Source organism: Epibacterium sp. Ofav1-8, assembly GCF_022348185.1.
In the GTDB taxonomy this organism is placed as follows: Bacteria; Pseudomonadota; Alphaproteobacteria; order Rhodobacterales; family Rhodobacteraceae; genus Epibacterium.
This window is the reverse complement of sequence record NZ_JAKRFD010000002.1, coordinates 231204-253686: the sequence shown is the minus strand read 5'-3', so window position 1 is coordinate 253686 and position 22483 is coordinate 231204. Positions and strand designations below refer to the sequence as shown.

The following is a 22483-nucleotide window of genomic DNA, read 5'->3' as shown; positions in this document are numbered from 1 at the left end:
GCGCGCGCTAAAATCCGCGCCAACGCACCCGTCGCCCAAAGAAAAAGAGCCGCCCGGACCGGACGGCTCTTTCCAAAAACTCAAAGAGGAAGAGATTATTCTTCTTCCAGCGCCTCGACGGCTTTTTGCAGGTCTTCCTTGGAGACTTCCTTCTCGGAGACCTTCGCCTGATCGAATACCAAGTCGATGACCTTGTCTTCGAAGATCGGCGCGCGCAGCTGCTGCTGCATCTGGGCGTTCTGCTGGATGAACTCAAAGAACTGACGTTCCTGGCCCGGGTACTGGCGTGCCTGCTGCATGATCGCCTGGGTCATTTCCTGGTCGGTCACTTCGACTTCGGCTTTCTGACCCATTTCGGCGAGGAGCAGACCCAGGCGCACGCGGCGCTCGGCCAGCTTGTTGTGCTCGTCGGTGGGCTCGATTTCCGGGTGGTCGTGGCCCTGCACGTCCGGGTTTTCCTCGTGCCACAGCTGGTGTGCGATCTGCTTGGCTTCGGCCTCAACCAGGCTCGGCGGCAGGTCGAAGGAGACCAGATCGGCCAGCGCGTCGAGGGCGGCACGCTTCATCACCTGACGGGCGGCACCGGCATATTCTGCTTCGAGACGCTCGGAGATCTGACCTTTCAGCTGGTCCAGATCCTCGGCACCGAATTTCTTGGCCAGCTCGTCGTTGATCTCGGCCGCTTTGGGGGCTTTGACCTCTTTGATGGTGCAGGAGAACACGGCTTCCTTGCCCGCGAGGTGCTCTGCGCCATACTCTTCGGGGAAGGTCACGGTGACGTCTTTTTCCTCACCGGACTTCACGCCGACCAGCTGCTCTTCGAAGCCGGGGATGAAGGAGTTGGAGCCCAGCGTCAGCGGGTAATCCTCGGCGGAACCGCCTTCGAACGCTTCGCCGTCAACCTTGCCGACAAAGTCGATCACGACCTGATCGCCATCCTCGGATGCGGCACCCTCTTCGCGGGCTTCGAATTCCTGTGCGGAGGACGCGAGGTTTTCCAGCGCCTCGGTCACGGCTTCGTCTTCGGCTTTGACAACCAGCTTTTCCAGCTCGACGCCGGACACGTCGACCTCGGGGATCTCGGGCAGCGCCTCATAGGACATCTCGACGTTGACGTCGTCGCCCTCTTTCCAGTCTTCGTTGGTCATCTTGACGTCGGGCTGCAACGCCGGACGGTCGCCGGAATCTTCGAAGTGCTTGTTCATCGCACCATCGACAGCTTCCTGCATGACTTCGCCCATCAGGCGCGGACCGAACTGCTTTTTCAGAAGCGGCATCGGAACCTTGCCCTTGCGGAAGCCCTTCATCTCGATCTCGGGTTGCGCTTCGGCCAGTTTCGCGTTGACCTTCTCTTCCAGCTCGGTTGCCGGAATGGTGATCGCGTAGCCGCGCTTCAGACCTTCGTTCAGAGTTTCAGTGACCTGCATCATATTCCCCATAGAGATTCGGGGCGCGCGCGCAGGCTCCGCCCCCAGACAATTTGTGGCCTTCTATTGGCCCGCGCGGCGCGGTGCAAGAGGCATCCGCCCCGATCCGCCCATGAAGCGCCCCAAACCGGCGCTTTCCCCCCGTTTTTACGCCGTGAAGGCCGCAGACCACATGCAAACGCCCCCCGGGAGGAGCCGGGGGGCGCAGCGTGATGCGGACAACCGAACCAGTCACGGGTCACGAGGTAAAAACCCTCACCCGGCCCGGTAACCCGTATTCAGAGCACCGCTCTTGACATGTTCTGCTCAGAACTTCCAGCGGGCACCGGCCAGAACGGCAGACCCGTCCTGATAGGTGGTCGCCGAAGTGTCATCGTAGGAATACTCGCGGTAGGCGACATAGGCTTCGATGTTCTGGCGGTCGAATTTCTGCACCGCCGCGATCCCGAAGGATTCCGCGCTGTCGTTGACAGAGACCAGATCGGAGCCGTCATAATAGTCCACCGAGAAGGAGGTGGCGCCGACGGAGACCAGGTTCGCGGTGTAGCCCAGCTTGACGTAGCCATAGTTGCCGCCGGTGTCGCGGTCGCCGGTGGCGGCGCTCAGCGAAAGGCCGGTCGGCTCGTGCAGAACCGCGGCGGAGGCGATGGTGTCCCGCGTGTCGGAACCGCCCTTGTCGGTCCAGCTCACGGCCAGGGCACCGGCCACGGTGAAATCGCCAAGATCCTCGTTTTCGTAGTTCAGGGCGATGTCATACTGCTCGGTGTCGGCATCCTCGGTCAGGATGTCCTCACCATAGGACGCAGAGACGGTGAACCCGGCGAATTCGGGCGAGTCATAGCGCACCCGGCCCCGGCGGGAGCCGTCAAAGGTCGCAAAGACATCGCCGATCTCGATCCCGGTCAGCGCGCCGGTGCTGCTGCGCAGGAAGTAGCCACCGGCGGCATCCGCCACGGAGGTATTCGCCGCCACACCGGTGCCGGAGAGGTCGATCCCGGTGGCGCCATCCGCCGCCATCGAGCCCTGACCGATGGAGAAGGTACCGTAGCGCGGGGTGTGCCATTGCAGGTCGACGTGGCGCAGGTCGCTGCGGGTCCAGTCGGTGATGTCGCCCTGCCCGTTCTGATCGACACCATCTGTCGAGCGCAGCGACAGCGAGGTTTCAAAGCGGAATTTCAGGGTGTTCTCGCCAAAGGGCTGCTCCAGCCAGAAGCCGACGCGGGACCCGGAGTTGCCGTTGTCGAGGAAGCGGTTGTAGTCTTCCTGGCCATCGTCATAGCCCTGATAGGTCAGGTTGAGCTGGCCGTACCAGCGGAAGGTGCCACCATTGTCCGAGGTGTAGGTGGGGCCCGCAACGGCGGGAGCGGCGAGGAGGGCTGTCAGCGCGAGCGCGCTGGAGCCCGCCGCAAGGGTTTTGGTGCTCATGATCTGAGTCTCCTAAAGTCGATTTACAGTCGGCCATCCTCCATCCCCGGATCCGACTGGACCCTGAGCTATCATGTAAGAATTTCGGGAACAGGACTTGAAAGTCGACCCAGCTGAACGGGTCAGTTCACATCGCGGAGAGCGCTGTAATTATGGCACTTTTCCGCCTAGCACATCGTGCCACTGGGGTTTTGCACGATCAATTTCAACCACCCAAGTTTGCATTATTGAATAGGCAGCCATTCGCTGCGTGCAACCCTCCGGCGCTGTCCCGGCATCAAAGCGGCGCGTCACTCGAATCAAATCCGCACAAAAATCCCCGGCTGCCCCCCTGCCCCGGTAACCGCCGGTTAGGGATCTGGGGGGAGACTTTCGCCAAACCCGTTTTTGCGACAATCCACCTCCGGAGTAGACGACATGAAGACAACCCTGAGCGCCCTCGGCCTTGCCCTCGCCACCATGACCGCGCCGCTGATGGCGGAGCCGCTGCGCATTGCCACCGGCGAATACGCCCCGATGACCGGCGAAGCGCTGCCCAATGGCGGTGTGGTCAACGGCCTTGTTTCACGTCTGGCCGCCGATGCCGGGGTCGAGATCAGCTTTGAATACATGCCGTGGAACCGCGGGCTTGAACTCACCCGTCAGGGTCAGATGCACGGTGCCAGCTACTGGAACGATCTGACAGACCAAAGCGGCCTGATCGAAGTGGGCCCGGTGTCCAACGGCCGCATCGTCTTTTTCCACCGCGCCGATGCGCCGCTGCCAGAGTGGTCCGAGCTGGACGATCTGGCCGGAACCACCTTTGGCGCCACGCTGGGCTACCCCTACACAGAGGCGTTCTGGGCACATGGCGAGGATGGCACCTACGAGATCCAGACCGCGTCAAACGACCTGTCCAACTTCAAGAAGCTGCAAAAGGGGCGCATCGACGCTTTCATCATCAATGAACTGGTGGGCTGGGACCTCCTGAACCAGAACTTCAGCCCCGAGGAAGTGGCTCAGTTCGCGGCATCGGAAACGCCCGTTGCCGAGGCGCTTGGCTATCTTCAGATCTCGACCGAAGCCGAAGGCGGCGCCGACATCGCGGCACGCCTGCAATCCGCCTATGACGCGCTGGCCGAATCCGGCGAACTCGACGCGGTAAAAACCGAACTGAATGCGGCCTCTGGCATCCCGTCCAGCTGACGGGCCATCGGCCTCTCCTCCCGGCGCCGCATCTGACCTCGTGCGGCGCCCTCCCCCATCCTGTGAACGAAAGACCTCTCTCATGAAACATATCCTTGCGACCCTGACCGGCGCGCTGGTGGCGCTGTCCACGGCGGCCCATGCCGAAACCATCACGATCTCCACCGGTGAATACGCGCCCTTCACCGGGGAATCGCTGCCCAACCACGGTGTCGTCAACGGGCTGGTGACCCGCGTGGCCGAGCACGCCGGCCTCGATGTCGAATTCGAATACATGCCTTGGAAACGCGCGCTGGAGATGGCCCGCAATGGCCAGGTGCAGGCGTCGAGCTACTGGGGCGAGCGCCCCGACCAGACCGGTCTGGCGATGGTCGGCCCCTTCACGCTGGACCGGAACGTGCTCTACTATCGCACCGACAATCCGGTGCCGGAATTCGAGGATGTCACCGAACTGGAGGACGTGGTGATCGGTGTCACCCACGGCTATTCCTACACGCCGGTGTTCTGGGCCAATGTGGAAAACGGGTCGATCGAGACCCAGACCGCCAAGGATGATGCCTCCAACTTCCGCAAGCTGCTGGGCGGGCGCATCGATGCCTTTATCGTCGATGAATATGTCGGACAGTATCTGCTGGAGCAGGAATTCTCTGCCGAAGAGCGGGCGCAACTTGGCTCCACCGAGAGCGCCATCATGGGCGTTGGCGGCTTCCTCCAGATCTCGCTCGAGGCGGAGGGCGGTGCCGCGCTCGCCAAACGGTTGCAGGCGGCCTATGACGAGATGCAGGCCTCCGGCGCTCTGGACGAGAGCCGCGCCGAGCTGAGTTCCGCAGCCGGTCTCGGCAGCTGATCCCCCCGGTCCGTCAGCGCTGCACCCTGGCGCTGACGGGCCGCGCGGGTCAGGCCGGTGGGCGTCCCTATTCGGTGATGACATGCGGACCTGGAACACGAACGGGGCGTTCTGCGCCCCGTTTTTTTTGTGCCAGAGGGCCGGGTTTGATCCGCGAAGATCATACAGGCTTTGATTTCTCTGCAATATGCCCCGCGCCAAAGGAGGCTCGCCGGGATGAGGTGCCCGTTTGCGACGGGCGTTATCCCTGACGCATCATCGCCGCGTGCTGCATCCAGCGGATTGACGCCTCCACCGCCGTGCGCAGCATGTCCAGCGACAGGCCGCGTTTGGTCAGATAGCGGGTCGCCCCGGCCTTCATCGCGGCGGCGGCCAGCTCCTCGCTGCCGCGTCCCGAGAGCACGATCACCGGCACAAACGGGTCGCGCGCCTTCAGGGCCGCCAGCACCGACAGGCCATTGTTATCCGCCAGGTGATAGTCCAGCAGCACGCAATCCGCGCGCCATTTGGCAAACCGCGCCACGCCGTCGCTGCCGGTGGCTTCGGTGGTGGTCACGGTGCCCGGGATCTGCTCGCAGAGCTGACACAGGATCTGGGTGTCCTCCGGACTGTCGTCGATAACAAGGATCTTGGTCATACTGCGTCCGCCAATGTCGCCGTCGCCGCAGCACCAGCGTCCTGCTCCCGCGCGTTGGGCAAGGAGAAGTAGAAGGTGGTGCCGCTGCCGACTGTGCTGTCCAGTGTAATAAGCTGGCCATAGCTTTCCACGATTTCCTTGGCAAAGGAAAGCCCCAGACCACTTCCGGTTGCGCCGGGGAGCGTCTGGTCATGGGGCGACTGGCCCCGCACCCCGGGTTCGAACAAGCGCATCCGATCCTCCGGCGCGATGCCGATGCCATTGTCGCGGACATAGAACACATGCACCAGCCCGCTGTGGTCCTGGCTGTCCGGCGTCAGATAGCCCAGCCGCACCTCCGGCGTGGCGGCGCGGTTGTAGATCAGCCCGTTCGCCATCAGGTTCTGGAACACCACCTTGGCCTTGGCGCGGCTGGCGTTCACCCGTGGCAAGGGGGTTTCCACCACGATGCGCCCGCCCGTCGCCAGCGCCAGTTCTGACAGCTCGCCGCGAATTTCCTCCACCAGCGCTTCGACGTCGATATCGACCCGGGCGCTGCCCCGGCCGCGATGCTGCGAGGAACTGAGGAGCGCCGAAATCGTCGCCTCCATCTGGGCGCAGAGGTCCTCGATACGGCGGATTTCGGCGGCGGGCGGCGTCTCGCTCTGCTCTTGCAGCTGGCGGATCTGCCAGTGGATGGCCCGCAGCGGTTCCTTGAGGTCGTGGGAGGCAATATCGGCAAAGCTGTCCAGTTCGCGGTTGGAGCGTTCCAGCTCCTCCACCAGCCCTTCGAGCTGGCGCGAATGTTGCAGCAGGCGGGCCTGGCGTTCCTGGGTCCGGCTGCGCTGCACCTGCTGCCAGATCGCCACCCCCAGCAAGGCCACCAGCAGCGCAGCGATGCCGCCCATCAGCAGCCGCAACCGCAGCGGCGTCCAGAACACCGGGGTGCCGAACCACTTGGCCTGCCGGTCGGCATAGGTGTCGGAGATCAGATAGCCGGGGATGACCGCATTCAGCCGCTCCCGCACCTCGCCAAGCCCGAGACGCAGGGCGGGCCCCGACTCGCTGACATAGAAGGGCTGCGCGCTGGCGCGGAACAGGTCGCGGTTGCCGCGCTGCGTGACATGGCTCCAGAAAGCGTTGGTCGGCGACAGGGTGGCCTCTGCCCGGCCATCGAGCAGCGCGGTCATGGTGCCGTCCTTGCCGTCGACATAGATCAGATCCAGCCCGCCGTGGCTCTCGGCCAGAAGCGCCGTGTTCTTGCCGGATTCCACCGCCACCCGCAGTCCGCGCAGGTCATCCAGGGACTGCGGCCGCTGTGGTGCGTCGGCAAGGGTGAAGATCGAGAACGGCACCCGGTGGGTGGGAAAGGTGAAATCCATCCGCGTCTCGCGCGCTGCGTTCCAGGCCATCATCGGCACGATATCGGCAACGCCGTCGCGGGGGCCCTGACCAAATTCCTCGTCGGTGATGGGCTGATATCGAAACCGCAGGCCGGCCAGATCCATCAGGTCCTCGAGCACCTCCACCCCGAACCCGGTGGCAGTGCCATCCGCCGCCATGTCGACAAAGGGCGGCACGTGGTGCACCCCCACGGTCAGCACGTCGGGCACCGGCGCCGGGTTGGAGATCAGGTATTTGGCGCGCAGCTGCTCCAGGGTGCCGTCGGCTTCGAATTTTTCAAGCGCGGCGTTGACGGGGTCAAGCAGCTCGGCGCGGCTTTCGTGCAGCACGATGACGCGTTGGATCGTCTTCAGGGGATCACCGACAAAGGCGATCCGCCCGTCCAGCCGGGTGGCGCGGGTCATCGCAAACAGCACGTTGACCGGATAGGAGACCGCGTCGACATCGCCGCTGAGGAGCGAGATCAGCGCCTCCTCCGGCCCCGGTTGCTCCACCAGGGTGGCGGCGGGAAACAGGGCGGGATCTGCTGCGATGGTCGGCGGCACCGCCCCGATGCGCAGCCCGGCGAGGTTGTCGGGATCAAAGCTGTCGGCCCGTTCAACCGGGATCGCCAGCCTGACCTGCACTTCGGAAATCGGGCGCGAGGCCACATTGGTGGGCTGGAACACCGGCCCCATCCCCACCGCCACCAGCATGTCGGTCTCGCCACCTGCCTGCGCGGCGGCAATATCGGGGATCGGGCCGTAATATTTCAGTTCCAGTTCAAACCCGACCTCATCGGCGACCAGCCGGGCCAGTTCGACCGCAAACCCGGTCGGCGCGCCATCCTCGCCGCGCATCAACAGCGGCGGCACATTGCCCCAGGGCATCACCACCTTGTCGTAGCGCGGCACGTCGTCCGCCGCGATGGCTGCGCCGGTGCTCAGCGCCAGCGCGGCGACAAGCCCCCGGACGATGCGCCGCCAATGCAGCAGAGGCAGTGCGCGCGCCGGTCCCATGTTACAACAAGGCCCCCAGTTGCGCCTTGCCAACCGGTTTTTCGTAGAACCCGTCGATCACCGGATGGTCCTCGCTGCGCTGCCGGTCGGCCGGGTTGATCGAGGAGGAACAGACAAACAGCCGCGCATGGCCGCGCAGTTCGGGATAGAGCGCCTGATAGTGATCGGCGAATTCAAACCCGTTCAGCCGTGGCATGTTGATGTCGACAAACACCAGATCCACCTGCCCCCGCCCCGGTGTCTTGAGATAGGTCAGCGCATCCTCGGCATAGGTGAATTCCACCACTTCGGCCTCCGGCGCGACCTTGCGCAGGCTGCGTTTGAAGAAATACCGATCCGCATCGCAGTCATCGACCAGAAGGACCTTGGGGCGCGCTGTCATGGTGTCATCCCTCTCCCAACGTGAAGCGGAAGCTGGAGCCGCCGTCCTCTGCCTCCACCACCTCGATGGTGCCGCCGTGCATCGAGATGATCTTTTCACACATGGCAAGGCCGAGGCCGCTGCCTTCGACCTCGGATTCTACATGCAAGCGGGTAAACAGTTCAAAAACGCTCTCGCGATCCTTTTCCGCGATGCCGATGCCGGTGTCATCCACGCGCACGCCGACCCGTCCATCGACGGTTGCCAGCGGCGCGATGGTGATGCGGCATGGCCGGTCGGGGTGGCGATATTTGAGCGCGTTGCTCAGCAGGTTCTGCAACACCCGCGCAATCAGATCCGGCACCCCAAGCGCCTGCGGCAGCGGTTCGACGATGACCTCGGCCCCGGCCTGTTCGATCGGCACCTTCAGATCCTGCACCGAGGCCCGGGCGATCCGGTTCAGATCCAGCGGTTCCAGGGTGACGTCCTTGTCCTGCAAGCGGGCAAAATCGAGGATCGCATCCACCCGCCGTTTCAGGCGGTTGGTGCCGCGGGTCAGATAGTCCACCACCTCCCGGGCCTCCTCGTCGAGCTGGTCCGGCAGTTCCTCCAACAGCGCCTCGATACTGCTTTCGATGGTATTGAGCGGCTGTTTCAGGTCATGGGCGGAAATAAAGGCAAAGCGGCGGATTTCATTGGCGCGGCGCTGGATCTCGTCCTCCCGCTCGCGCAGGTCGGTGACGTTCTGATGCACGCCGATCATCCGCATCGGACGGTGATCCACGCTCCAGTCGGTGACCTGCCCGCGGCTCTTGACCCAGATCACCGAGCCATCCTTGCGCAGATAGCGCACCTCGACCGCAAAGGGTTTTGTGCCGCGGCTCTCGACATGGGCGTCATAGGCCTGGTGGAACCGCGGGCGGTCTTCCTCGTGGATGAGGGCAAACCAGGTTTCCGGCGTGGGGGCCAGTTCGCCGGTGGCAAAGCCCAGCAATTCCAGAAAGCGGCGGCTGATATAGAGCTGATCGCTGGGGATGTTCCAGTCCCAATAGCCCGCTTCCTCGCTCTCCAGCACGCTGGCCAGAATTTCGCTCTGTCGCCGTGCCTCCTGCTCCAGAAGCTTGCTGTCGGTGATGTCCAGCAGGGTAATGACCACCCCGTCGGGGCTGCCACGCGGACGGGTGAACTGGCGCACGCGGGTCTGCACAAAGCCGCCGTCCCGGCGGCGCAGCTCGCGTTCGGTTTCCTCGCCCTGATCGCGCGCCAGCGTGGCGTCCTCCAGCAGCAGAGTGACCGCCTCCGGCAGCAGCGCCGTGGCAAAGCTCTGCAGCGGGCGGCCCACATCGCTGTGCTGGAGGTCGAGGTAGCGGGTCACCCCGGCGCTGAAGCGGCGGATGCACATGTCATTGTCCAACAGCAGGATGCCCAGGGCCGCGGTTTCCAGCAGGTTGTCGACATCCGCATTCACCTGCTCCAGTTCGGAAATCCGCTCGATGTTCTCGGTGTTGACCGTGTGCAGCTCCTCGTTGATGCTCTGGGTCTCTTCGTTGTTGGCCTGCAATTCCTCGTTGGCGGCAATCAGCTCTTCGTTGGCGGTTTGCAGCTCCTCGTTGGAGGCACCGAGGTCCTGCGCCGTCACCCCGAGCATTTCCTGAAGCGAGCGCACCTCGCCCTCCAGATGCTGGATATAGGCCCTGGTCTGGGCCGCCGGCTCCTCTCCGTCTGCCGTGCCCGGCTGGCTGCGCGGCAGCGCCTGGGTCGACTGGCGGATGAACAGGGCAATGGCGGTGGTGTGCCCTTCCCACATGATCTTGCGCCCGGACACCGATATCGTGCGCACCTCGTCTTCCTCGATCAGCCGGATGTCGGAGGCCTGGGCCGAGGTATTGTCCTCGGCGCCGCGCATGACCAGCGCCACGGCGCTGCGCAGACGATCATCGCAGAGTTCAAAGATATTGGTGGAAAAGCCGCTGTCCGGGATTTGCAGGATCGACTTCATGTTGCCGAAGGTCTTCAGCAGGGTGGCACTGGGGTCCACGATGCATACGCCGGTCTGGCTTGCCTCCAGCGAGAACTGGAACAGCGAATGCAGGTCGTCCTGCGCGGTGTGGGTGCTCGAGAGCATGCGCCGCGCCCGCGGCAGCATGCCAAGGGCCGGCAGCTGTGCGGTCAGCGATCCGCGCCCGGGCCTCGACTGCGCGACGCGCATGTTCTTGTAGATCCGCTCCTTGCCCATGAAGAAGCTGAACCGGACACCATCCGGCCCCGGCGTTTCCGCCGCCCCAAGGAGCAGATACCCCTCCATGCGCAGCGACATCGAGAAATTCACCATCACCCGCGCCTGCACATCCGGGCTGAGATAGATCAGCAGGTTGCGGCAGACGATCAGATCAGTCCGCGTGTAGGGCGGATCGAGGGTGATGTCATGTACCGCAAAGACGATCTGGGCGCGGATCTTGGGCGCAATCGCAAAGGTGCCGGGGTGGTGGGTGATATAGCCCGCCTCGCGGTATTCCACCGGGATTTCCTCCAGCGTGTGATCCGGATAGATCCCCTGTTTGGCGGTATTGACCGCGTTTTCGTTCACATCGGTGGCATAGACGCGAAAGTCGCGCTCGATCTGGTTATCGTCGCGAAATTTCTGCAACAGCATCGCCAGCGTATAGGCTTCCTCGCCAGTGGAGCAGCCGACCGACCAGATCCGCAGGGGCGCGCTGGTGTCGCCCTCTTCGAACAGCCGTCGCAGCACCCGGGCCTCCATCGTGCGCCAGACATGCAGATCGCGAAAGAAGTTGGTCACCCCGACCAGAAACTCGCGATAGAGCAGCTCCGCCTCGCCGCTGTTGTCCTCGAGATAGCGGAGATACTCCTCCGCCCGGGTCAGGCCAAGAAAGCCCATGCGCCGCGCGATGCGGCGTTTCAGGGTGGGCTCCTTGTAGAGCGCAAAGTCGATTTCCGCCCGCGTGCTGACCCGCTCCAGGATCTGCCGGAATATATCCTGCGCGCCGGAGAACACCTCATCCACATCGGCAATGCCGCTCTGGCGCAGCGCGATGAAGCGATCGATTTCCTCGACGATGTCGTCGGGCTGAAGCACCTGATCCACCAGCCCGGTGGCAATGGCCTGACGCGGCATGCCGTCAAAGCCGCAGGTCTCGGGGTCCTGCGCGATCACCAGCCCCTCGCTGTCCTTGATCGCCCGCAGCCCGCGGCTGCCGTCGGACCCGGTGCCGGACAGCACCACCCCGATCGCCCGCTCGCCCGCCGCCTCTGCAAGGGAGAGGAAGAACACATCGATCGGCAGGTTGAGCGCCGGGCGCGGCTGCGGCGCGACCAGCGAGAACCGCAATCCCGCCCCCCGTGGCGCATTGGCGTTGTCCGAGGCATCCGGATCGCCCGCCTGATGCGCTCGCCCGCTGTTGCTGTCGCCCCGGGTGCCCTGAATGACAATATGCGCGCCGGGGGGGATGACATAGATGTGGTGCGGTTCCACCGGCATGTCGTCCTCGACCTCCACCACCTGGTGCTGGGTTTCGCGGCCGAGGATCTCGGTCATCAGCGATTTGTAGTCCGGCGACAGGTGCTGGATGACGACAAAACTGTGCGGGAAATCCTCGGGCACCCGGGTCAGCAATTGCTTGATCGCATCCAGCCCCCCCGCCGACGCGCCAACGCCGATGATATAGAACCGCTGGTCGACAGATCCCATCGGACGGGGCCCGCCGGTGATCTCTGTGGCCGAGACGGACTGCGGGGTGGTCTCTTCGGGCTGAATGTTGTCCTCCGTCATGTTCTGCTAAATCGCCTCGCTTGAAACCTGATCGATCACGTCGCCGGCCAGACCTGCAAGCACAGCGGCCCTGTGGGCGGGATGCCGGGGGCGGGTGCGATCATGGCGCCCATGACACGGTCCGGTCTCCCACAGCTTTGCCTGAGAGACTAACGACGGGACCGGTGCACGTCCAGCGTGTAACGCGGGCGTTTTGTCACTCTTCTCAAGGCGCAAGCGGGTCCCGAACACCAGTGCCGGCATCCGCACAGCCCGCCCGGGCGCCCTGCCCCGCCCGGCATGCCGAACGGGTTTTGCGCGTCCGTGCAGGGGCCGTCGCCCCCGGGGCGCTGGGACGGTTACTCGGCGCTGAAGCGGATATGCGGCCTGTCGCCCACCGCGGGGCCACTGATCTGGGCGGTGACCCGGAACACATCGCGCAGCAGATCCTGGGTCAGCACCGCATCAGGGGTGCCGCAAGCGCGGACGGTTCCGGCGTCCAGAACCACGATCCGGTCACAGAACATCGCCGCGAGATTGAGGTCATGCAGCGCAATGATGCTGGTCAGCTCCAGATCACGCACCATGCGCAGGATCTCGATCTGGTGGTGAATATCGAGGTGGTTGGTCGGCTCGTCGAGGAACATCACCTGCGGCGCCTGGGCGAGCGCCCGCGCGATATGCACGCGCTGGCGTTCTCCGCCGGACAGGGTCTGCCATGCCTGACGCCTGCGAGAGGCCATGTCGACCCGCTCCAGCGCATTAGTGACTGCGGCCTCGTCGGCCTCCGACCAGCCCGCAAGCGCCGAGCGATGCGGGGTGCGCCCGAGGCGGACGACATCTGCCACCGTGACATTGGTGTCGGTCGCGGCACTTTGCTGGACAAAGGCCACCTGCCGCGACAGCGCCTTGCGCGGCACCTGCGCGATGTTCTCGCCGTTGATCGCGACCCGCCCGGATGCCGGCTTGCGCAACCCAGCCAGCAGCCGCAGCAGGGACGACTTCCCCGACCCGTTGGGGCCGATCAGGCCCAGCGTCTCGCCGGGCGCGACGCTCAGCGACACATCGGACACAATGGTCCGGCGTTTGACGCCCCACCGCAGGCTGTCGGCAACCACACTCATGACTGCGGCCTCGCCCGGTAGAGGATGATGGCAAAGAAGGGCACCCCGACAAGCGCCGTGACAACGCCGATCGGCACCGTCTGCTGCGGCGCGATCACCCGGGATACGATGTCGGCCACCACCATGAAGACAGCGCCAACCACGGCGCAGGCGGGCAACAGCCGCAAATGCAGCGGCCCCACCACGTAGCGCGCCGCATGGGGCACCACCAGACCGACAAACCCGATCGCCCCCACCATGCTGACGATGGTGGCCGTGAGCAGGGCCGTCACCCCGAACAACAGCAGTCGGATGCGCGCCACCGGCACCCCGAGCGCAGCGGCATCCTCGTCCCCAAAGGTAAAGGCATCGAGCGAGCGCGCCATCACGATACAGATCGCGAGGCTGACGACCACCACCCCCAGCAACAGCTGGAAATCCGGCCAGCGCACGCCGCCAAAGCTGCCCAGAAGCCAGAACATCACGTCCCTGGCCTGCTGCGCATTGCCGGAGGTGGTGACAATATAGGAGGTCAGCGCGTTGAACAGCTGCGAGGCCGCCACCCCGGCCAGGATCGTGTGGTTCGGCCCGCTGGTGGCCCCGTTGGACAGCAGCGCCACCAGGGCAAACGCCGCGAAGGCCCCGGAAAACGCCCCCAACGACAAGGACAGGCTGCCGGCCCCCAGCCCCAGGACGATCACGCAGACCGCGCCGGTCGAGGCCCCCGCCGACACCCCCAGGACAAAGGGTTCGGCCAGGGCATTGCGCAGCAGCGCCTGAAGGATCGCGCCACAGATGGCCAGCCCGGCCCCGGCCAGCGCGGCCACCAGCGCGCGGCTCAGGCGCAGGTTCCAGACCACGCTCTGTTCGATCTGTGCAATATCCGCCCCGGTCAGCCCCAGTTCATTGGTGACCGACAGAAACACCGTGTCCAGACCGATATTGTAGTCGCCGATCGCCGCCGCCGCCGCGACGACAAAGACCAGCACGACCAGCGACAGACAGAGGAAGAGCGTCAGACGCGCCGCCTCGCCTTCTGAAGCATCCGATGCCATCACGGAAGATCAATCGCCTTCAGCTGTTCGGCCACCTGCTCCGCACCATAGAGCGTGCGGATACTGGGGTTCATGGCGGCGCCGCTCATCACGACAATGCGCCCGTTGCGCACCGCTTCCATCTGGCTGACGGTCGGATCGGAGGTCAGGAACGCGATCTTGTTGTCCGCCGTGTCCAGGTTCCAGCGCTCCCGATCGACCTGCGCCACCACAAACACCGTCGGGTCGGCTGCCATGATGCCTTCCCAGCCAACGGCGGGCCAGTCCGCTTCGGTCTTGATCGCATTGGTGCCGCCCAGAACATCGGCGATATAGCCCGACGGCCCGTTGCCCCCGCCCAGATAGGCGTCATCCGCCGGGGACGGGCTGGAGAACCAGAACAGGAAGCTCAGATCCTCGGTTTCGGAAAACTGCGCCCGCAGGGCGGCCTCACGGGCCCTGAAATCGGCGATCAACGCCTGCCCGCGCTCTGCCACGTCAAAGATCCGGGACAGATCCTCGATCTCCTTGTACAGCAGGTCCATGTTCCAGAGTTCCCCGCGCGAGCCATAGGCGTCGCCTGCGTCCAGCGTCGTCGAGCAGGCGCTGGGCGACAGATAGGTCGGGATGCCGAGGCCTTCAAAATCGGACCGTTTGGCGACCTTGCTGTCCGGACCCAGCAACGTGGTCAGCATGGCGGCGACAAAATCGGGCTGGGTGGCAAGCACGGATTCCAGCGTCGGAAATTCAACGGTGAGCCTTTCGACACCGCTGTTGGCCTCTGCCACTTCGGGCAGGACGGCGTTGGGCCAGAACGCGGTGGCCGCCATGCGGTCCTCAAGCCCCAGAAGCAGCATGATCTCGGCGCTGTTCTGTCCCAGCGCGACGGCGTTTTCCGGCGCCTTGTCAAAGGTCACCGACTGACCGCAGTTCTCGATCGTCAGGGGATAGTGCGTGTCGGCCCGCAGGGACATGCCGGACACCAGCAGCGCCACGGTTCCCAGGGTGAGGATCGAATTGCGAGACATCGGCAGATTTCCATTCTTGAGCACTTTAGTCGGAAACCAGCTAGAGACATCAGCCTGCAAGATCAAGCGTGATTCTGACCTGCATTGCCCTGGGGCGCTCCGCTTCTGGCCAACCGCGCAGCCAGCGCAGTATCCGGGCCGCAGGCAGCGGCGGCGGTGCCGTTGCCTGCGCCGCGCCGCTGCCTGCGGGACAGGTATCAGTGGCCAGGATTTTCCGGTTCGGTTTGCTCGGCCCCACGATCAAAGCGCTCTGCGTAGGTCTCGGTCAACGGGTCTGACCCATGCAGCACCCGCCATTGCCGGATACCGTTGCGCCAGCCCGCGCGGCCCTCGCGGGTATCGGGCTCTTGGGTCTTCCCGGCTGGGGTCCCGTCCTTCAGGTGCTGCCAGACGGCCTGTTTGCCGTCGCAATAGGCGTCAGCGCCCCAGGCACCGAGGAGATCCTGAAAGGCGTCAAAGGCAGCGCGATTGAAGCGCTTGTCCTCGCCCAGACGGCCAATGACAGGGTTCTCGGGATGCACACCGCAACAGGGCACCCAACCTTCGGGGATCGGCGTATTGGCAGAATGGGTGCGTTCGGCACGCAGAAGTTTCGGCAGCACATGGGTGTGCGGGCCTTCGGGGGATTTGCCGCCGGTGTCCGGACCGCCGATCATCTGATAGACCTCGACCCGGCCAAGACGGGTCAGCAGTACCCGATGCGGATGTGCCTTCAGGATCGCGCCCATCGCCGGGTTGTCCTGTTCAAACAGCGACCGGCCGGCGTTTTCATTCAGCACCGCCAGCAGGTCGGGGTCGGCAGTGCGGATGCAGAAATCCGCCTGATACTGGCCCAGCCCCATGTCGAACAGCTGCGCACCGCGATCCTCAAAGCGCAGCGCGTCGTGGTCCGGGCCGAGCGCGGTCAGCACATCGCGCCGGTTCATCGCCGCATCTGCATGCGGCAGGCACAGCGACACCGCCTGCGTCCAGCGGTGCGGCTTGGGGCTGAGGGTTTCATAGGCGACCGGGCGCACCCCTTCTAGCGTGTCGATGCGCAGGCCGCCGCGCGGGGTGACCTGCATCAGCCCGGCGTGTTCCTGCGGGGCCGGGTCGCCCTCGACGTGGTGGAACTCGGCAATGGCGCCAAACGACCCCATGTTCCAGCCGCAGTCTTCTTGCGTCAGCGCGTCTTTCAGCACCTGTTGAAGCTCAGGCATCTGCTGCCCTCCTGTTGGTTGTTTTCCAGTCCAGGGCGCCGCTGTGGACGGCCTGGTAGACGGCCTTGCCGATGGCCTCGCCGGTGGCCGTGTGCAGCCCGGCATAGGGCGTGTCGCCGAGGGGCGCAGCCACCGCGACACAGTCGGTGCCGGTGCCGGTCGCGGTTCCGCTTGGCAAGGTGAGGCCCGCCTCCATCACCGCGGCGGTGCGGGCCTGGACCGCGATGCTCATCGCCTCGATCAGCCCGGCCTGGGTCAGCCCTTCGGACAGGCGCAGGGCCACATTGATGGTGCCCCAGTTGCGGCTGGCATAGTCCATCCGGCTGCCGGCCCGTTCGGCGTTGGACAGGCCGACGGTGGCCACCGCATGGGCACTGATGCCCTCGACCGTGGCCGTGGCCTCGCAATACGCGCGCAGATCGCGGGAGGTCAGGAAGGCCACGGCGTCCTCGCCGCCCCTCTGTGCCAGTTCACCCGCAAACCACGCGGTGACATCCAGACCCGGCGGCAGGTCGCTGTTGCGGACTTCGCGCCACAGGATGCGGCGGGCGGTGACAAGGCCGGGGCGGTTCACAGCCCAGCTCAGCACCTGCATCTCGGCGCCGAGGTCAAACGCGATCCAGGGGCGGTCCAGGGTGACAGATCCCATCACAGCACCTGCAGCGGCTGGAACACCGGCCCTTGCGCCGTCTGCTCATGCCAGACCGAGATGCCAAAGGCGCGGGCCATGAGGTCGGGCGTCAGCACTTCGGCGGGCGGCCCGTCGGCCAGGACGCCCCCCTCGGCCAGCAGGATCAGCCGGGTGCAGTGGCGCGCGGCCAGCCCCAGGTCATGCAGCGCGACCAGCGCGGTGCGCCCTTCGGCGGCGAGGGCGGCAAAGACCTCCATGGTGGAAATCTGATGCGCCGGATCAAGCCCGGCGGCGGGTTCATCGGCCATCAGAAGCGGCGTGTCCTGCGCCAGGGCGCGGGCAATCAGCGCGCGGGCCTGCTCGCCGCCCGACAGGCGCGAGGCCGCCCGCTGGCGAAACATCTCCAGCCCCATGCGGGCGATGGCCTGATCCACCAGCGCCTGATCGCGAGGCGGCAGCCGCAGCCCCTGCGGCAGATGCGGCAGGCGGCCCAATGCCACCAGCCGCTCCACCGGGATCGGCCAGGCGATTTCGCGCGATTGCGGCATCCAGGCGACCGTGCGGGCGCGCTCTGCCGCGCTCATCTGTGCCAACGAGCTGTGCCCCTGCGCCGGGATCAGCCCCAGCGCCGCGCGCATCAGGCTGCTTTTACCCGCGCCATTCGGGCCCAGCAGGCCGACGAATTCCCCCTCCCGGAGGGTGAAGGACACATCGCGCAGCACCGGGCGGTTGCGCAAGGTGACGGAGAGGGTCCGGACCGAAAGCACGCTCATGCCAGCCCCTTTCGGGTCTTGTAGATCAGATGCAGGAACAGCGGCGCGCCCACCAGGGCGGTGACCACGCCCAGTTTCAGGTCGCGCGACGGCAGGATGACCCGCACGGCAATATCCGCCAGTTGCAGCATGATGGCGCCGCCAAGCGCCGAGGCCCACAACAGCCGCGACGGTTGGCCGCCCACCAGAGGGCGCAGAATATGCGGCACCACCAGGCCGATGAAGCCGATCGCCCCGGCCACGGCGGTGGCACCGCCAACGATACCGGCGGTGCCGATCACCAGCAGCAGGCGCATCCGGTTCAGGTTCATCCCCATGGTCTGCGCCGCATCCTCGCCCAGGGTCAGCGCATCCAGCCCCCGCGCGAGCGTCAGCAGGATTGCCGCCCCCGTCAGTGCAAAGGGCAGCACCAGCCAGACATGCAGCATCGAACGATCCGCAAGCGAGCCCATCATCCAGAACACGATCTCATTGGCGGCAAAGGGATTGGGCGACAGGTTCAGCACCAGCGACGTGAGCGCCGCCGCCATCGCCGAGATCGCGATCCCCGCCAGGATCAGCGTCAGCGATCCGCCCTGCGGCCCGGCCAGTGCCATCACCAGAAACACCCCCGCCAAAGCCCCGGCAAGCGCCGCCAGTGGCAGGCCCAGGGTCAGGCTGGCCGCCAACCCGGTATTGATCGCCAGCACCGCCCCCAGCGCCGCCGAGGAGGACACGCCTATCAGTCCCGGCTCAGCCAGCGGGTTGCGCAGATAGCCCTGCATGGCCGCCCCCGCCAGCCCAAGCCCGCCGCCGATGATCACCGCCAGCACGGCGCGCGGCAGCCGGATTTCCCGCATCACCAGGGTCAGCGGGCCATAGCCGTCGTCAAACAGCGCCGCCAGGCTCTCGGTCGGACGCACATCCGCCGGTCCCACCGTAAGCGACAGCAGGAACAGCACCACCACCATGGCGCTGAGGGCGATCATCAGACGGGTCATTTGCGGTCCTCCTGAGCGACAAACTGGCGGCGCTCTGCGGCCAGGGCCTCGACCGCGCGCAAGACATACGGGGTGCCGCAGACCCAATCCGCGTCGCGGATCTGACCGGCACCGCTGCGGGCGGCCAGATGGCGCACCACCGGATGCGCCAGATTTTCCTCGCTGCGCGAGGCGCGCGGATAGGGAGATGTTGCGACCAGCAGGTCCGGCGCCGACAGGGCCAGCACTTCCAGCGGCATGTGGCCGGAGCCGCCAAAGCCCAGCTCATCCGCGACATTGCGCAGCCCCGCTGCCCGCAGGATCTGGCCTGCGAGGGTGCGGCTGCCAGAGGTAAACCCATTGGCGGCATAGAGCGCGGCGCGCGGCGCATCCGGCCCGGCGTGTTCCAGTTGTTTCAGGCGTCTGTCGTAGTCGGCCAGCAGGGCCCGGGCGGCCTCTTCGCGGTCCAGAACCTCTCCCATCCGCAGGATGCGGTCGCGCACATCCTCAAGCGCGTTGGCGGGCTCAAACACCACCACCGGCACCCCGAGGCGCCGCAGCATATCGGTGGTGGCCCGGGTCGAATAGGCACCGGCAATCACCAGATCGGGCTGCAGGAGATAGATCTCTTCGGCCAGACCGTGATTGACGGGATACGCCATGGCCACGTCAGCCATGGCCGAGGCGCGGGTGTCCCGCGCGACGTAGGAGACCGACGCCAGCTGGCCCGGCGCCGCAAGCAGCATCGCCAGCTGGTCCGTACACAGGTTCATCGACACCACGCGCGACGGCCCGGCAAAGGCACCGGTGGCGGCCCACAGAAGGGCCAGGGCTATACCTGGCAGCCTGCGCATGGATCAGAACGATGCCCGGACGCCGACAAAGACCTCGCGGCCATTTGCGAAATACCCCCAGGATTCCTGATAGTCTTCATCCAGCAGGTTCGTCACACGCGCGGTCAGCTGTGCATTGGCCGTCAGGTCATAGGTGGTGGCCAGATCCACGACAGTGAAGGACGGAAGCTCTGCCGTCGGGGTGCCGGTCGCGAAGAACTGGCGGCCGTGATTGCCGGAGACGTGGCGCACATCCAGGTTGACCGTGCCGCGCCCGGCATAGGCCTGCGCCGCCACCGACAGGCGCAGCTCATGCTCTGGCCGGCGCACCTGCACCGCACCGGTGGCGGTTTCGGCATCCGTGTAGGAATAGGCGCCGCTCAGATCCAGCCAGTCCAGCACGGCAAAGGAGGTTTCCAGCTCAACCCCGCGCGACTTGCTGGTGCCCGGAATGTTGACAGCTGTCATGCCCGAGCCCTGGATCAGATTGTCGACGTCATTCCGGTAGAGTGTCACCGCCAGCTCACCGCGATCGCCAAGACCGAAGTCCGCACCCAGTTCGTAGCTGGTGCTTTCCTCCGGCTTCAGGTTCGGATTGCCGGCAAAGGAACCGGGAACAAAGCCGAATTGCTCGAACATCGTCGGGTTCACAAAGGCCCGCCCGGCGGCACCGCGCACGCGGATGTCGCGTCCGGGCAGTTGATAGGACACCGACAGGTTCCAGGTGGTTGCATTCTCGAAGGTGTCGTTAAAGTCGTGGCGCAGCCCGGCCTGCACATCAAGACCATTGGCCAGTTCCCCCTGATACTCCAGTGCGACGGCCTCGCTGTTGCGCTCGAACGCGGTGCTGCCGCTGAAAGACGCCGTGTATGTCTGTTCTTCGGCCTCCAGCAGCAGGTTCAGGCGGTGTGCGGACTGATCCAGCCCCGCCCCGTCCAGTGCAAAGTTGCCCAGGTATTTGAACGCGCGGTGTGTCGACTCGCTGGAGGACGGGCCAAAGGCGCCATCCCGGGACTGGTTTTCCTGGTCGGTGCCGCTGATGGAAAACCGGTGCCTGCTGCGCCCGGAGGCGCTGTCGGCTTCCAGCCACAACGAGCCGAACACTTCGTCGCGGTCGGTGTTTGCCGGGCTTTCCACCAGATACCCTTCAGAGGTCGGCGCCGTGGAGCCAAAGGGCAGCGTGTCCTCGCTGCCGTAGTGCTGCCAGGTGCGCCGCAGGGTGAAACCGGTGGTGATCTGATCCGTAATCTCATACCGACCGGTCAGGTTCACTGTTTCCCGGTCGTTGAACTCGGTGTCGCCGCCATCCAGCCGCGAACCGTCCTCGCCATCGGTCTGGCGCGTGTCGACGGAGAAGTTCAGCTCGCCGCGCTCGAACCGCTGCCGCACATAGGCATTGGCAGCACGGGTGCTGTTGGAGCCGAATTCAACCCCGCCGCCATAAGAGGTGCCCGGCTTCTCCGCCCGCTTGGTGGTGATCGAGATCACGCCAGAGACGGCATTGGCGCCGTAAAGCGCCGATTGCGGGCCGCGCAAGACTTCGATGCGTTCGATATCGCTGACGGTCAGCCCGCTGAGGATATATTCGCCGCCCGACCCGGTATTGGCTTCGACCCCGTCGATCAGCACCAGCACGTGGTTGCCTTCGCCGCCGCGGATCCGCACTTGGGTAAAGCCGCTGCCGGTCGAGTTCACCGCCACGCTGGGAACCCCGCGCAGGGCATCTTGCAGGGTGGTAACTCCGCGTGTTTCAAGCTCTTGCGCGGTGATCACCGAGACCGAGCGACCATAGTTGTCCGCCTCGATCGGGGTCAGGCCGCCGGAGACGATGATCTCGCCGAGATCGATGACACCGCCCTCCTGAGCGGTTGCGATTGCGGGGGCGACCACCAGCGCGGCGGCCAGTGACAGGCTTGCCTTGTCCATATTCCATTCCTCCCAGCCCGCGCGCCATACACACGCCAGGCACACCGCCCATACCGGGCAGCGGGTCCAAATTTCGGGTCTTTGGAAGGCTTTGCCCCCGCAGACGGTGAGAACTGCCACCACTACGGAAGTCCGTTGTCCTTGGCGCGCCCCGCACCCGGACAGGGTGATCCTCCTGGCAGGTCTCCTGACTCGCGGGTCGAAGCTTTGCCGCGCCTTCCCACCCTTTCCGGGCAGTGGCATATCGCAGCATTGCTCTCCGCTCACAGTTGCGGGGGCAGTCACGGATTCGGCGCCTGTTGGCTACACCTCACCGTGTTCCCTTTTAACCGGGTGGTCTCCCAGCCGGACCAGAATGACCCGGGCTTAGGCAAAGTGACGTGATCCTGTCAAGCGCCAAAGCCCGGTGCGGCGACGGTGAGGGCGCGGTAGCGGCGTACAAACGCCCTGCCCCGACGCCGCAGGGTCAGAGTTGGGTCGGGTTCGGCGCATCGCCATAGACCGCCACCGGGTCGAAGGTCTTGCGCGCCTCAACAAAGGTCAGCGGCATCCCGGCCTCTGCGCCATGTGGCACGGCGCGGTAGAAACAGGACCGATAGCCCACGTGGCAGGATGCGCCGGAGCCGGTCACATCGACACGCAGCCACAGGGCGTCCTGATCGTCGTCGATGCGCGCCTCGACCACGGTCTGAACCAGGCCGGAGGTCGCCCCCTTGTGCCACAGCACCTGCCGGGCGCGGCTGAAATAATGCGCCTCGCCGGTTTGGATGGTCAGGCGAAAGGCCTCGGCATTCATCCAACCCAGCATCAGCACCTCGCCCGTGGTTGCGTCCGTGGTGATGCAGGGCATCAGACCATCCTCGCCGAATTTGGGCGCAAGGTCGGTGCTTTCCTCGACCTGTTCCACGGTGGTGCGGGGCTGAAAGTGCAGTTGTGTCATATCGCCTTCTCCGGCTTCTTGTAAA

General features: G+C 65.2%; 18 protein-coding genes and 1 riboswitch. Of the genes, 2 read left to right on the top strand and 16 right to left on the bottom strand.

The features are described 5' to 3' along the window. Window positions 1-95 precede the first annotated feature (95 nt). Window positions 96-1427: a trigger factor gene (tig, locus tag MHM97_RS04000; RefSeq protein WP_239319726.1), complete on the bottom strand. Its 1332-nt coding sequence runs from the start codon at window positions 1425-1427 to the stop codon at window positions 96-98. Window positions 1428-1733: 306 nt separating this feature from the next. Continuing rightward, window positions 1734-2852 (bottom strand): porin, encoded by a 1119-nt coding sequence (locus MHM97_RS03995; RefSeq protein ID WP_239319725.1) that lies wholly within the window; start codon window positions 2850-2852, stop codon window positions 1734-1736. Between the two features lie 417 nt (window positions 2853-3269). Between MHM97_RS03995 and MHM97_RS03990 the strand changes: the two genes are divergently transcribed. After that, the gene (locus MHM97_RS03990; RefSeq protein WP_239319724.1) at window positions 3270-4037 is read left to right on the top strand and encodes a substrate-binding periplasmic protein; all 768 of its coding nucleotides are present in this window, start codon (window positions 3270-3272) and stop codon (window positions 4035-4037) included. An 82-nt stretch (window positions 4038-4119) separates the two neighbouring features. Next, entirely contained in the window at window positions 4120-4884 is a 765-nt protein-coding gene (locus MHM97_RS03985) for a substrate-binding periplasmic protein (protein ID WP_239319723.1), read from the top strand. A gap of 241 nt (window positions 4885-5125) precedes the next feature. Here MHM97_RS03985 and MHM97_RS03980 read toward each other — a convergent pair whose 3' ends face one another. The 14 genes from MHM97_RS03980 to hisI all read right to left on the bottom strand — a co-directional run bounded on the left by MHM97_RS03980 (window position 5126) and on the right by hisI (window position 22458). Beyond that, window positions 5126-5521 (bottom strand): response regulator, encoded by a 396-nt coding sequence (locus MHM97_RS03980; RefSeq protein WP_239319721.1) that lies wholly within the window; start codon window positions 5519-5521, stop codon window positions 5126-5128. Then, a complete protein-coding gene (locus tag MHM97_RS03975) occupies window positions 5518-7902 on the bottom strand; it encodes a transporter substrate-binding domain-containing protein (protein ID WP_239319711.1) in 2385 nt (794 codons plus the stop codon). Before MHM97_RS03975 ends, MHM97_RS03980 begins: the two co-directional genes overlap by 4 nt. Before the next feature lies 1 nt (window position 7903). Next, window positions 7904-8284: a response regulator gene (locus tag MHM97_RS03970; RefSeq protein WP_239319709.1), complete on the bottom strand. Its 381-nt coding sequence runs from the start codon at window positions 8282-8284 to the stop codon at window positions 7904-7906. Between the two features lie 4 nt (window positions 8285-8288). Further along, window positions 8289-12053 carry a chemotaxis protein CheB gene (locus MHM97_RS03965; protein WP_239319707.1) on the bottom strand — a complete coding sequence of 1255 codons (3765 nt, stop codon included), beginning with the start codon at window positions 12051-12053 and terminating at the stop codon, window positions 8289-8291. Window positions 12054-12391: 338 nt separating this feature from the next. Beyond that, window positions 12392-13156, bottom strand: a complete 765-nt coding sequence (locus MHM97_RS03960) for an ABC transporter ATP-binding protein (protein ID WP_239319704.1) — start codon at window positions 13154-13156, stop codon at window positions 12392-12394. Beyond that, window positions 13153-14190 (bottom strand): FecCD family ABC transporter permease, encoded by a 1038-nt coding sequence (locus MHM97_RS03955; protein ID WP_239319702.1) that lies wholly within the window; start codon window positions 14188-14190, stop codon window positions 13153-13155. Before MHM97_RS03955 ends, MHM97_RS03960 begins: the two co-directional genes overlap by 4 nt. Further along, entirely contained in the window at window positions 14190-15197 is a 1008-nt protein-coding gene (locus MHM97_RS03950) for an ABC transporter substrate-binding protein (protein ID WP_239319700.1), read from the bottom strand. Before MHM97_RS03950 ends, MHM97_RS03955 begins: the two co-directional genes overlap by 1 nt. A gap of 197 nt (window positions 15198-15394) precedes the next feature. Continuing rightward, window positions 15395-16396 (bottom strand): DUF6925 family protein, encoded by a 1002-nt coding sequence (locus tag MHM97_RS03945; RefSeq protein ID WP_239319698.1) that lies wholly within the window; start codon window positions 16394-16396, stop codon window positions 15395-15397. After that, window positions 16389-17045, bottom strand: coding sequence for an adenosylcobinamide amidohydrolase (locus tag MHM97_RS03940; protein WP_239319696.1), 657 nt, complete (start codon window positions 17043-17045; stop codon window positions 16389-16391). Before MHM97_RS03940 ends, MHM97_RS03945 begins: the two co-directional genes overlap by 8 nt. Further along, the gene (locus tag MHM97_RS03935) at window positions 17045-17800 is read right to left on the bottom strand and encodes an ABC transporter ATP-binding protein (RefSeq protein ID WP_239319693.1); all 756 of its coding nucleotides are present in this window, start codon (window positions 17798-17800) and stop codon (window positions 17045-17047) included. Before MHM97_RS03935 ends, MHM97_RS03940 begins: the two co-directional genes overlap by 1 nt. Further along, the gene (locus MHM97_RS03930; RefSeq protein ID WP_239319691.1) at window positions 17797-18780 is read right to left on the bottom strand and encodes a FecCD family ABC transporter permease; all 984 of its coding nucleotides are present in this window, start codon (window positions 18778-18780) and stop codon (window positions 17797-17799) included. The genes MHM97_RS03935 and MHM97_RS03930 overlap by 4 nt, the downstream gene beginning before the upstream one ends. Beyond that, entirely contained in the window at window positions 18777-19613 is an 837-nt protein-coding gene (locus MHM97_RS03925) for an ABC transporter substrate-binding protein (protein ID WP_239319689.1), read from the bottom strand. Before MHM97_RS03925 ends, MHM97_RS03930 begins: the two co-directional genes overlap by 4 nt. Window positions 19614-19616: 3 nt before the next feature. After that, window positions 19617-21518, bottom strand: coding sequence for a TonB-dependent receptor plug domain-containing protein (locus tag MHM97_RS03920; RefSeq protein ID WP_239319686.1), 1902 nt, complete (start codon window positions 21516-21518; stop codon window positions 19617-19619). A gap of 160 nt (window positions 21519-21678) precedes the next feature. After that, window positions 21679-21888, bottom strand: a riboswitch (cobalamin riboswitch). Between the two features lie 96 nt (window positions 21889-21984). Further along, window positions 21985-22458, bottom strand: coding sequence for a phosphoribosyl-AMP cyclohydrolase (gene hisI / locus MHM97_RS03915; protein ID WP_239319682.1), 474 nt, complete (start codon window positions 22456-22458; stop codon window positions 21985-21987). Window positions 22459-22483: the final 25 nt, after the last annotated feature.